The sequence below is a fragment of the Parvibaculum sp. genome (assembly GCF_049671045.1).
Lineage (GTDB): Bacteria > Pseudomonadota > Alphaproteobacteria > Parvibaculales > Parvibaculaceae > Parvibaculum.
The window spans coordinates 1-12,499 of sequence record NZ_JBATUH010000121.1 but is presented as its reverse complement, the minus strand read 5'-3'; the positions used below and the strand labels follow the sequence as shown (position 1 = coordinate 12,499).

Annotated in this window: 8 protein-coding genes, 1 tRNA gene and 1 pseudogene; all 10 read left to right on the top strand. The window is 63.4% G+C overall.

Going from position 1 to position 12,499, the window contains the following annotated elements; genetic code table 11:
* Positions 1 to 126 (top strand): annotated as a pseudogene (gene tuf, locus WBG82_RS14500) (elongation factor Tu); the annotation flags it as partial.
* 24 nt (positions 127 to 150) lie between these two features.
* Positions 151 to 226: transfer RNA gene (locus tag WBG82_RS14495), tRNA-Trp, on the top strand.
* 40 nt (positions 227 to 266) lie between these two features.
* Positions 267 to 464 (top strand): preprotein translocase subunit SecE, encoded by a 198-nt coding sequence (secE, locus tag WBG82_RS14490; RefSeq protein WP_424425403.1) that lies wholly within the window; start codon positions 267 to 269, stop codon positions 462 to 464.
* 34 nt (positions 465 to 498) lie between these two features.
* Entirely contained in the window at positions 499 to 1,029 is a 531-nt protein-coding gene (gene nusG / locus WBG82_RS14485; RefSeq protein ID WP_324301859.1) for a transcription termination/antitermination protein NusG, read from the top strand.
* 96 nt (positions 1,030 to 1,125) lie between these two features.
* Complete coding sequence (gene rplK, locus WBG82_RS14480; protein WP_424425401.1) at positions 1,126 to 1,557, top strand: 50S ribosomal protein L11; 432 nt, start codon at positions 1,126 to 1,128, stop codon at positions 1,555 to 1,557.
* A gap of 5 nt (positions 1,558 to 1,562) precedes the next feature.
* On the top strand, positions 1,563 to 2,261 hold the full coding sequence (rplA, locus tag WBG82_RS14475; protein WP_424425399.1) for a 50S ribosomal protein L1: 699 nt from the start codon (positions 1,563 to 1,565) through the stop codon (positions 2,259 to 2,261).
* Positions 2,262 to 2,655: 394 nt separating this feature from the next.
* Positions 2,656 to 3,177, top strand: a complete 522-nt coding sequence (gene rplJ, locus WBG82_RS14470; RefSeq protein ID WP_424425397.1) for a 50S ribosomal protein L10 — start codon at positions 2,656 to 2,658, stop codon at positions 3,175 to 3,177.
* A 61-nt stretch (positions 3,178 to 3,238) separates the two neighbouring features.
* Positions 3,239 to 3,616: a 50S ribosomal protein L7/L12 gene (rplL, locus tag WBG82_RS14465; RefSeq protein WP_424425395.1), complete on the top strand. Its 378-nt coding sequence runs from the start codon at positions 3,239 to 3,241 to the stop codon at positions 3,614 to 3,616.
* Between the two features lie 171 nt (positions 3,617 to 3,787).
* Entirely contained in the window at positions 3,788 to 7,876 is a 4,089-nt protein-coding gene (gene rpoB, locus WBG82_RS14460) for a DNA-directed RNA polymerase subunit beta (RefSeq protein WP_424425393.1), read from the top strand.
* 163 nt (positions 7,877 to 8,039) lie between these two features.
* Positions 8,040 to 12,251, top strand: a complete 4,212-nt coding sequence (gene rpoC / locus WBG82_RS14455) for a DNA-directed RNA polymerase subunit beta' (protein ID WP_424425391.1) — start codon at positions 8,040 to 8,042, stop codon at positions 12,249 to 12,251.
* Positions 12,252 to 12,499: the final 248 nt, after the last annotated feature.

Below are 12,499 nucleotides of genomic sequence, written 5' to 3'. Positions count from 1 at the left end.
GGCGACAACGTGAAGATGAGCGTGACGCTGATCGCGCCGATCGCGATGGAGGAGAAGCTCCGCTTCGCCATCCGTGAAGGCGGCAGGACCGTCGGCGCTGGCGTCGTCTCGAAGGTGTTGAAGTAATCCGTCCGCGTTCTCGGCGGGATTAGGAGTGTAGCTCAACTGGTAGAGCACCGGTCTCCAAAACCGGGGGTTGGGGGTTCGAGCCCCTCCACTCCTGCCACCGCGGACTCGATGAACTTGAAGGGACTCTTGTAGAGGTCATGGCGAAAACCAATCCGCTTGAGTTCTTGCAGCAGGTGAGGTCCGAGACCGCGAAGGTCACGTGGCCGACGCGCCGCGAGACGGTGGTGACAACGATCATGGTTTTCATCATGGTCGCCTTCACGACGATATTTTTCTTCGCGGCGGACATGACCTTGAGCTACGGGGTTTCGCTCATTCTCGGTCTGGGAAGCTAAGGCCAGGGGCGCGCCCCTCGAAAGACAGAAGATTATGACCAAACGCTGGTATATCGTTCACGCCTACTCGAACTTCGAAAAGAAGGTCGCGGAGTCGATCCGCGAGCAGGCGGGACAGCAGGGTCTTGAGGAACTGTTCGAGGAAATCCTCGTTCCGACCGAAGAGGTCGTCGAGGTTCGGCGCGGCCGCAAGGTCAGCACCGAGCGAAAGTTCTATCCCGGTTATGTGCTGGTGAAGATGGAACTGACCGATCAGACCTATCATCTGATCAAGAACACGCCGAAGGTCACGGGCTTTCTCGGCGCGGACAACAAGCCGCAGCCGATCAGCCAGCGCGAGATCGACCATATTCTGCACCAGGTGCAGGAGGGCGTCGAACGTCCGAAGCCTTCGGTCACGTTCGAGATCGGCGAGCAGGTTCGAGTTGCGGACGGGCCGTTCGCGTCGTTCAACGGTTTCGTCGAGGAAGTCGACGAAGAGAAGGCGCGGCTCAAGGTGGCCGTGTCGATTTTCGGCCGCGCCACGCCGGTCGAACTCGAGTACGGACAGGTCGAGAAGCTCTGACCCGTCCTTGTTGTGGGAGGCGCTGCGGTTTCGTTCGATCCGCTGCGTCGCTGACCACTAACCCAGTATCTCCGGATTTTCCGGAAGGGGATTGAAATGGCGAAGAAAATCGAAGGCTATATCAAGCTGCAGGTGAAGGCGGGCCAAGCTAACCCGTCGCCGCCCATCGGCCCCGCGCTCGGTCAGCGCGGTCTGAACATCATGGAATTCTGCAAGGCGTTCAACGCGCAGACGCAGAAGATGGAACCGGGCATGCCGATTCCGGTCGTCATCACGGCTTATTCCGACCGCTCCTTCACCTTCGTGATGAAGACGCCGCCGGCGACCTACTTCCTCAAGAAGGCTGCGAAGATCGAGACGGCTTCCAAGACCCCGGGTCGCGGCACGCCTGCTGCCTCCGTGACGATGGCGCAGTGCCGCGAGATCGCGGAAGCCAAGCTCGCGGACCTCAACGCGAAGGATCTCGATCAGGCGACGAAGATCATTGTCGGTTCCGCCCGTTCCATGGGCCTGCAGGTTGTGGAGTAAGGGCGATGAGCAAAGACGGAAAGCGTATCAGGAAGGCCCGTGAAGGCGTCGACAACAAGAAGGCCTACTCGCTCGACGAGGCGATCAAGCTTGTGAAGGCGCATGCAACGGCGAAGTTCGACGAGACGATCGAAGTGGCGATCGCTCTCGGCGTCGATCCGCGCCATGCCGACCAGATGGTTCGCGGCGTTGTCGCGCTGCCCAACGGCTCCGGCCGTTCGGTCCGCGTCGCGGTTTTCGCGAAGGGCGACAAGGCCGAAGCCGCGCAGAAGGCGGGCGCCGATATCGTCGGTGCCGAAGATCTGGCCGAGACGATCCTTTCGGGCAAGATCGAGTTCGATCGCTGCATCGCCACGCCGGACATGATGCCGCTCGTCGGCCGTCTCGGTAAGGTGCTGGGCCCGCGCGGCCTGATGCCGAACCCGAAGGTGGGCACGGTCACGCCCGACGTCGCCGAGGCTGTCAAGGCGGCCAAGGGCGGTGCGGTCGAGTTCCGCGTCGAGAAGGCGGGTATCGTGCAGGCTGGCGTGGGCAAGGCGAGCTTCACGGAAGATCAGATCCTCGGCAACGTCCGTGCGCTGATCGATGCCGTGCAGAAGGCGAAGCCGGCAGGCGCCAAGGGCACCTACATCAAGAAGATCGCCATCAGCTCGACGATGGGACCTGGTGTGAAGGTCGAGCCGCAGAGCGTTCACGCGGCCTGAGGGCTCGCGCGTTGAGAGTTTCCGTTTCGCATCGGAAGGTGCGAGGCGGTCAGACGGACGGGAAGCGTGGTCGCTTCGGCTCATGGGCCGGAGTGGCCACGCCATCGTCCGTTTACCTGTCCGAGACTGCGGGTGCCGAGGCGCGAGCCGAGGCTTAATCGCCAGATGAGGCGGCCGGCAATAGACGGGAGTTTGAACGGTTTCATGGGCCCTCGGGCCGGTGGGATCGGTTGGAACCCGGGACAGGCAAGTGAGCGCTGCTCGTCGGAGCCCCGCGAAGCTGGCCTTCAAGGGATGAGATGGGCGGCAAATGCCAATGGCGGTCGAGGCTCCCTGTTGGGGAGATAAAACCGCCCCCAGGCGCATGAGGGTTTCATGCGCACGGAGAGAGCAAGTGGATAGAGCTGGAAAGGCAGAGCTCTTGACGCACCTCAACGGCGTTTTCTCAAGCGCCAATGTGGTCGTCGTCGCCCACTACAGCGGCCTCACCGTGACGGAGATGACTGATCTCCGTATGCGGATGGCCAAGGCTGGCGCCGAGTTGAAGGTAACGAAAAACCGGATCGCCAAGCTCGCTCTGGAAGGCACGAAGGCGAACGCACAGATCGCTGATCTGTTCGCCGGGCCGACGGCTATCGCTTATTCGCAAGACCCGGTTGCGGCCCCCAAGGTCGCGGTCGAGTTCGCCAAGGCAAACCAGAAGCTGGTGGTCCTGGGCGGCGCGATGGGCGAGACGTTCCTCGACGCGAATGCGGTGAAGCAGCTTGCTGAACTGCCGTCGCTCGACGAGCTGCGTGCAAAGCTGGTGGGCATGATCCAGACGCCTGCGACCCGCATTGCGGGTGTGGTGCAGGCGCCGGCGGGTCAGCTCGCACGCGTGCTGAATGCCTATGCCACCAAGGGCGAAGCAGCCTGATCCCCGAGCGGGGCTGCTGTCGTGATTACCGATACCAACCGAACCAAGAGAGATGTGAAAAATGGCTGATCTTGCAAAAATCGTCGACGAGCTTTCGAGCCTTACGGTTCTCGAGGCCGCCGAGCTTTCTAAGCTTCTCGAAGAGAAGTGGGGCGTTTCGGCTGCGGCTCCGGTCGCGGTCGCCGCTGTTGCCGCCGGCGGCGCTGCCGCTCCGGCCGCTGAAGCCCAGACCGAATTCACGGTCGTCCTTGCCGCCGCCGGCGACAAGAAGATCGAGGTGATCAAGGAAGTCCGCGCGATCACCGGCCTTGGCCTCAAGGAAGCGAAGGATCTCGTCGAAGGCGCGCCGAAGACCGTCAAGGAAGGCGCTTCGAAGGAAGAAGCCGACAAGATCAAGGCCCAGCTCGAGAAGGCTGGCGCCAAGGTCGAACTCAAGTAATTCGACCTGCGTATGTGAGACGGGACGAGGGCGGTGTTCCTCGTCCCGGCCTCTCTCCCCAGGGGGTGGAGGCGAAGAGAGAAATGGCTGGGCATACTGACCGGGCGGCTCAGCCTTCGAAAGACTACAGGCCCGGCCGCCGTTCTTATCAGAGCGTTGCGAGGAGCACAGATGACGCAGTCCTTCACTGGTCGTAAGCGGGTTCGCAAATCCTTCGGTCGCATTCCGCAGATCGCCGAAATGCCGAACCTCATTGAAGTCCAGAAATATTCATACGATCAGTTTCTGCAGGTTGAAGAGCTGGCCGGCGGACGCCTCGACCAGGGCCTTCAGTCCGTCTTCAAGTCGGTCTTCCCGATCAGCGATTTTTCCGATACGGCCACTCTTGAGTTCGTTCGCTACGAATTCGAGCAGCCGAAATACGATGTCGATGAGTGCCAGCAGCGCGGCATGACCTTTGCCGCGCCGCTCAAGGTGACGCTGCGCCTCATCGTGTTCGAGGTCGACGAGGATACGGGCGCGAAGTCCGTCAAGGACATCAAGGAGCAGGATGTCTATATGGGCGACATGCCGCTCATGACCGAGAACGGCACCTTCGTCGTCAACGGCACTGAGCGCGTCATCGTTTCGCAGATGCACCGCTCGCCGGGCGTCTTCTTCGATCATGACAAGGGCAAGACCCATTCCTCGGGCAAGCTTCTCTTCGCCGCGCGCGTGATCCCTTATCGCGGCTCGTGGCTCGATTTCGAGTTCGACGCGAAGGACATCGTCTATGTGCGCATCGACCGTCGCCGCAAGCTGCCGGTGACGACGCTTCTCTATGCGCTCGGCCTCGATTCCGAGGGCATTCTCAGCACGTTCTACAACCGCGTCACCTTCACCAAGGCGAAGGAAGGCTGGCGTGTGCCCTTCGACGCGGAGCGCTTCCGCGGCGTGAAGCCGGAGCACGATCTCGTCGATGCCAAGACCGGCAAGGTCGTGGTTGAAGCCGGCAAGAAGATGACGCCGCGCCTCGCGCGCAAGCTCGCCGAAGACGGGCTCAAGGAGCTTCGCGTTCAGGACGAGGATCTCTTCGGCCGCTATCTCGCCGATGAAATCGTCAACATGGAGACGGGTGAAATCTTCGCCGAGGCGGGCGAGGAGATCACGCCGAAGCTGCTTCAGACGCTGGTCGAGGCGGGCTATGACGAGCTCGCGACGCTCGACATCGACCATGTCAACACGGGCGCCTTCATCCGCAACACGCTTGCGGTCGACAAGTGCACGAACCGCGATCAGGCCCTCATCGACATCTACCGCGTGATGCGTCCGGGCGAGCCTCCGACGCCGGAGACGGGCGAGGCGCTCTTCCAGAGCCTCTTTTTCGATCCCGAGCGCTACGATCTCTCGGCCGTCGGCCGCGTGAAGATGAACATGCGCCTCAACCTCGACGCCGAGGACACGGTGCGCGTGCTGCGCAAGGAAGACATCATCGCCGTCATCAGGACGCTGGTGGACCTGCGCGACGGCAAGGGCGAGATCGACGACATCGACAATCTCGGCAATCGCCGCGTGCGCTCGGTCGGCGAGCTCATGGAGAACCAGTATCGCGTCGGTCTGCTCCGCATGGAGCGCGCGATCAAGGAACGCATGTCGTCGGTCGATATCGACACGGTGATGCCGCACGACCTGATCAACGCGAAGCCGGCGGCCGCCGCGGTGCGCGAGTTCTTCGGCTCGTCGCAGCTCTCGCAGTTCATGGACCAGACGAACCCGCTCTCCGAGATCACGCATAAGCGCCGCCTCTCGGCTCTCGGGCCGGGCGGCCTTACGCGCGAGCGCGCGGGCTTCGAGGTTCGCGACGTTCACCCGACGCATTACGGCCGCATCTGCCCGATCGAAACGCCGGAAGGCCCGAATATCGGTCTCATCAACTCGCTCGCCACTTTCGCGCGCGTCAACAAGTACGGCTTCATCGAAAGCCCGTACCGGCGCGTCAAGGGCGGCAAGGTGACGGACGAGGTCGTCTATCTCTCCGCCATGGAAGAGGCGCGCTACCGCATCGCCCAGGCGAACATCCAGATCGGCAAGAAGGGCGAGATCGAAGGCGAACTCGTCAACTGCCGCATCGACGGCGACTTCGAGATGGTGCCGCCGGAGCAGGTCGATTTCATCGACGTGTCGCCGAAGCAGATCGTCTCGGTGGCTGCGGCGCTCATTCCCTTCCTCGAGAATGACGACGCCAACCGCGCTCTCATGGGCTCGAACATGCAGCGTCAGGCCGTGCCGCTCATCCGCTCCGAGGCGCCGCTCGTCGGCACCGGCATGGAAGCGGTCGTGGCGCGCGACTCCGGCGCCGCCATCGCGGCGCGCCGCACCGGCGTGATCGATCAGGTCGACGCGACCCGTATCGTTATCCGTGCGACGGAAGAACTCGACCCCGCGAAGTCGGGCGTCGACATTTACAACCTGCGCAAGTTCCAGCGTTCGAATCAGAACACCTGCATCAACCAGCGCCCGCTCGTGCGCGTGGGCGACCAGGTGAAGAAGGGCGACATCATCGCCGACGGTCCGTCCACGGAGCTTGGTGATCTCGCTCTGGGCCGCAACGTGCTCGTCGCGTTCATGCCCTGGAACGGCTACAACTTCGAAGACTCGATCCTGATTTCCGAACGGATCGTGCGCGACGACGTGTTCACCTCCATTCACATCGAGGAATTCGAGGTGATGGCGCGCGACACGAAGCTCGGGCCGGAGGAAATCACGCGCGATATTCCGAACGTCGGTGAAGAGGCTCTGAAGAACCTCGACGAAGCCGGCATCGTCTATATCGGCGCCGAGGTCAATCCGGGCGACATCCTCGTCGGCAAGATCACGCCGAAGGGCGAGAGCCCGATGACGCCGGAAGAGAAGCTGCTGCGCGCCATCTTCGGCGAGAAGGCGTCGGACGTGCGCGACACGTCGCTTCGCCTGCCGCCCGGCGTGCAGGGCACGGTCGTCGAGGTGCGCGTGTTCAACCGCCACGGCATCGACAAGGACGAGCGCGCCATGGCGATCGAGCGCGAGGAGATCGAGCGTCTCGCGAAGGACCGCGACGACGAATTCGCGATCCTCGAGCGCAACGTCTATGGCCGCCTGTCCGAGCTTCTGCTCGGCAAGCAGATCGTCTCCGGCCCGAAGGGCCTCGAGGCGGGCTCGAAGGTGACGAGCGCGGTGCTCGACAGCCTGACGAAGGGCCAGTGGTGGCAGATCGCGCTTCAGAACGACAAGGCGATGGCCGAAGTCGAGGCGCTGAGGAAGCAGTTCGACGAGGGCAGGCAGCGTCTCGAGGCGCGCTTCGCCGACAAGGTCGACAAGCTGCAGCGCGGCGACGAGCTGCCGCCCGGCGTGATGAAGATGGTCAAGGTGTTCGTCGCGGTGAAGCGCAAGCTGCAGCCGGGCGACAAGATGGCCGGACGTCACGGCAACAAGGGTGTCATCAGCCGCATCGTGCCGATGGAGGACATGCCCTATCTTGAGGACGGTCAGCCGGTCGATATCGTGCTCAACCCGCTCGGCGTGCCGAGCCGCATGAACGTCGGGCAGATCCTCGAGACGCATCTTGGCTGGGCCTGCGCGAGCCTCGGCAAGAAGATCTCGGCCGCTCTCGACGTCTATCGCCGCGAGGAGAAGACGAGGGAGCTCAAGGACCTCGTCAAGACGATCTACGGCAAGGACGAGACGGTGGCCTCGCTCGACGACGAACAGCTCGTCGAGATGGCGGGCAACCTCGAGGCGGGCGTGCCGATCGCGACGCCGGTCTTCGACGGTGCTCATGAGCAGGACATCGTCGAGATGCTCGAGATGTCCGGCGTCGATCACTCCGGCCAGGTCGTGCTCCATGACGGGCGCACGGGTGAGCAGTTCGATCGCAAGGTGACTGTCGGCTACATCTACATGCTGAAGCTGCATCACCTGGTGGACGACAAGATCCACGCGCGTTCGATCGGCCCATACAGCCTCGTCACGCAGCAGCCTCTGGGCGGCAAGGCCCAGTTCGGCGGCCAGCGTTTCGGCGAAATGGAAGTCTGGGCGCTCGAAGCATATGGCGCGGCCTACACGCTGCAGGAAATGCTGACGGTGAAGTCCGACGACGTTGCCGGACGCACCAAGGTCTATGAGGCGATCGTCCGCGGCGACGACACGTTCGAAGCCGGCATTCCCGAGAGCTTCAACGTGCTTGTGAAGGAAATGCGGTCGCTCGGCCTCAATGTCGAGTTGCTGCTGCCGCAGGCAGGCTAGACGACACGATGCGGCGCGCTTCGATGAGGAGCGCGCCGCCGCCTTCTCCCGCAGCGGACGGGAAGGCAACCGAATTCGACATACGGGGCAGACATGTCCGGCTGGCCCCATCGGACATGTCAAACGCGACACCCCGTTTTCCTGGAGGCCCTAGGAGAAGTGCATGAACCAAGAGGTCATGAACCTTTTCAATCCGACGGTGCCGGCTCAGACATTCGATCAGATCAAGATCTCGATCGCGAGCCCCGAGCGGATTCTTTCCTGGTCTTACGGCGAGATCAAGAAGCCGGAAACGATCAACTACCGCACGTTCAAGCCCGAGCGTGACGGCCTCTTCTGTGCGCGCATCTTCGGTCCGATCAAGGACTATGAGTGCTTGTGCGGCAAGTACAAGCGGATGAAGTACAAGGGCATCATCTGCGAGAAGTGCGGCGTCGAAGTCACGCTGTCGAAGGTCCGGCGCGAGCGCATGGGCCACATCGAGCTTGCGGCGCCGGTCGCCCATATCTGGTTCCTGAAGTCGCTGCCGTCGCGCATCGGCCTTCTGCTCGACATGACGCTGAAGGATCTTGAGCGCGTCCTCTACTTCGAGAACTACATCGTTCTCGAGCCCGGTCTCACGCCGCTCAAGGAGCGCCAGCTTCTGTCGGAAGAAGAGTATCTGGACGCGCAGGATCAGTATGGCGAGGACAGCTTCACGGCGGCCATCGGCGCCGAAGCGATCCGCGAAATCCTGACCGCGCTCGATCTTGAGAAGATTGCCACCGATCTGCGCACCGAGATCGCCGAGGCGACCACCGAACTGAAGCCCAAGAAGCTCGCGAAGCGTCTGAAGCTCATCGAGGCGTTCATCGAATCCGGCAACCGTCCGGAATGGATGATCATGACCGTCATCCCGGTCATTCCGCCGGAGCTGCGCCCGCTCGTTCCGCTCGATGGCGGCCGCTTCGCGACGTCCGACCTCAACGACCTCTATCGCCGCGTCATCAACCGAAACAACCGACTGAAGCGGCTGATGGAACTGCGCGCGCCCGACATCATCATCCGCAACGAAAAGCGGATGCTGCAGGAAGCGGTCGACGCGCTGTTCGACAACGGCCGCCGCGGCCGCGTCATAACGGGCGCGAACAAGCGCCCGCTGAAGTCGCTCGCCGATATGCTCAAGGGCAAGCAGGGGCGCTTCCGCCAGAACCTGCTCGGCAAGCGCGTGGACTATTCGGGCCGCTCGGTCATCGTGGTCGGCCCGGAGCTGAAGCTCCACCAGTGCGGCCTGCCGAAGAAAATGGCGCTCGAACTCTTCAAGCCGTTCATCTATTCGCGGCTCGAGGCGAAGGGTCTTTCCGCCACCGTCAAGCAGGCGAAGAAGCTCGTCGAGAAGGAACGGCCTGAGGTCTGGGACATTCTCGAGCAAGTCATTCGCGAGCATCCCGTGCTGCTCAACCGCGCGCCGACGCTGCACCGTCTCGGCATTCAGGCTTTCGAGCCGGTGCTGATCGAAGGCAAGGCGATCCAGCTTCACCCGCTGGTCTGCGCGGCCTTCAACGCCGACTTTGATGGCGACCAGATGGCCGTGCACGTTCCGCTGTCGCTCGAAGCGCAGCTGGAAGCGCGCGTGCTGATGATGTCGACCAACAACATCCTGCACCCGGCCAACGGCGCGCCGATCATCGTGCCGTCCCAGGACATCGTGCTTGGCCTGTATTACCTGTCGATGATCGCGGACGGCGAGCCAGGCGAATACAAGGCCGGCAATACGCGCAACCCCATGCAGGGCGTCTACGGGGAGTTCGGCGAGCTCGAGCACGCCATCGCCAGCCGGGTCGTGACGCTGCACAGCAAGATCAAGTACCGCTGGACCGGTCTCGACGAGAACGGCGAGCAGACGACGCGCACCTATGACACCACGCCGGGTCGCGTGATCCTGTCGCGCGTCATCCCCTCGCACCCGCGTCTGCCCTTCGACGTCGTGAACAAGCTCATGACGAAGAAGGAGATCCAGGGGCTCATCGACCTCGTCTACCGCGTCTGCGGCCAGAAGGAATCGGTGATCTTCTGCGATCGCATCATGGCGCTGGGCTTCGCGCACGCCTGCCGCGCCGGCATCTCCTTCGGCAAGGACGACATGGTCGTGCCGCCGAACAAGTGGGAGATCGTCGACGCCACCCGCGCGCTCGTGAAGGACTACGAGCAGCAGTACCAGGACGGCCTGATCACCCAGGGCGAGAAGTACAACAAGGTGGTGGACGCCTGGGCCAAGTGCTCGGACAAGCTGGCCGCCGAAATGATGGTCGGCATCTCGACCGTCAAGAAGGACGCCAACGGCCGCGACCTGCCGGTGAACTCCATCTACATGATGGCGCACTCCGGCGCCCGTGGCTCGCCGGCGCAGATGAAGCAGCTCGGCGCCATGCGCGGCCTGATGGCCAAGCCGTCGGGTGAGATCATCGAGAGCGCCATCGTCTCGAACTTCAAGGAAGGTCTGGACGTTCTTGAGTACTTCAACTCGACCCACGGCGCCCGCAAGGGCCTCGCGGACACCGCGTTGAAGACCGCCAACTCGGGCTACCTGACCCGCCGTCTGGTGGACGTCGCCCAGGACGCGGTGATCCGCGAGCCGGATTGCGGCACCGAGAGCGGCATCACCATGCGCGCCATCATCGACTCCGGTCAGATCGTGGCGTCGCTGGTGTCCCGCGTGCTCGGGCGCACGGTGGCGGAGGACGTCTTTGACGCTGAAGGCAATGTGATCGTCGCCAAGGGCGAGATGGTCGAAGAGAAGCACATCGACCCGATCAACGCCGCGAACGTCCAGCAGGTGAAGATCCGTTCGGTTCTGACCTGCCAGTCGAAGAACGGCGTGTGCGCCACCTGCTACGGCCGCGACCTGGCCCGTGGCGAGACGGTCAACATGGGTGAGGCTGTCGGCGTCATCGCCGCGCAGTCGATCGGCGAGCCGGGCACCCAGCTGACCATGCGCACCTTCCACATCGGCGGCGCCGCGCAGATCGCCGACCATTCGTTCCTCGAGACCAATTTCGAGGGCACGGTCAAGATCCGCAACCGCCACGTGGCGCGGAACTCCGAGGGTGAGCTCGTCGCCCTGGCGCGCAACATCTCGATCGTCATCATGGGGCCGGACGGCGTCGAACGCGCCGCCCACCGCGTGCAGTACGGCGCGCGCCTGAAGGTCGATGACGGCGATACGGTGAAGCGCGGCCAGCGCATTGCCGACTGGGACCCCTATACCCGTCCGGTTCTCACCGAGGTCGACGGCGTGGTGGCGTACGAGGACCTGGTCGAGGGCGCATCGCTGACGGAGACGGTCGACGAGTCGACCGGCATCGCCAAGCGTATGGTCATCGACTGGCGCGGAAGCGCGCGCACCGCCGACCTGAAGCCGGCGATGGTCATCATGCAGAACGGCAAGATCGCCAAGCTGCAGCGCGGCAGCGACGCCCGTTCGCTGCTGTCGGTGGACGCGATCATTGCGGTGGATCCCGGCGCGACGGTCAAGGCTGGCGACGTGCTGGCGCGTATCCCGATGGACAGCGCCAAGACCCGCGACATCACCGGCGGCCTGCCGCGGGTGGCGGAGCTGTTCGAGGCGCGGCGTCCGAAGGAAGCCGCCATCATCGCCGAGAAGTCGGGCACCGTCCGCTTCGGCCGTGACTACAAGAACAAGCGTCGCCTGTCGCTGGAGCCGCATGATGGTTCGGATGCGGTCGAGTACCTGATCCCGAAGGGCAAGCACATTCACCTTCAGGACGGCGACGTGGTGGAAGTTGGCGACTTCATTGTCGACGGCAATCCCGCGCCGCACGACATCCTCGCCATCAAGGGCGTCGAGGAACTGGCCGCCTATCTCGTCAACGAGATCCAGGAGGTCTCCCGTCTGCAGGGCGTGACCATCAACGACAAGCACATTGAGGTGATCGTTCGCCAGATGCTGCAGAAGGTTGAGATCACCGATCCAGGCGATTCCGAGTTCCTCACCGGCGAGCAGGTCGACCGTTTCGATCTCAATGAGGCCAATCAGGCGCTCATCGAAGAGAAGAAGCAGCCGGCCCAGGGCAACCCGGTGCTGCTCGGCATCACCAAGGCGTCGCTGCAGACCCGCTCGTTCATCTCGGCGGCTTCGTTCCAGGAGACCACCCGCGTCCTCACCGAGGCGGCGGTCAACGGCAAGTCCGACAATCTGGAAGGCCTGAAGGAGAACGTGATCGTTGGCTCGCTGATCCCGGCGGGCACGGGTTCGGTCGCTGCGGCGCTGCGCGAGATCGCGACCCGGCGCGATGATCTGATCCTGGCGCAGCACCGGCGCCCGGCTCCGACGCCAGCGGTTCCGCCAACCGGCGCGCTGCCGGCGGCTGAGTGATCGCCTGGGATGCACGACAGGGCATGATGGGGCCGCCTTCGGGCGGCCCTGTTTTTTTGGGAGGGCGAGGGGGGCTGCGGGGCCGGGAAGGCGCGTCAGACGGCTCCGCGCTGGCCGCCGGCGCGACGGCGATGACGGGGCAGGTGGTTAACGGATAATTAACGGCCGCGCGCGGCGCTGCACACCCCGATGGCGGTTGACGAAACCCGACTCGTTGGGTAGAAGGACGCCACTCGACAGGCCGTAGG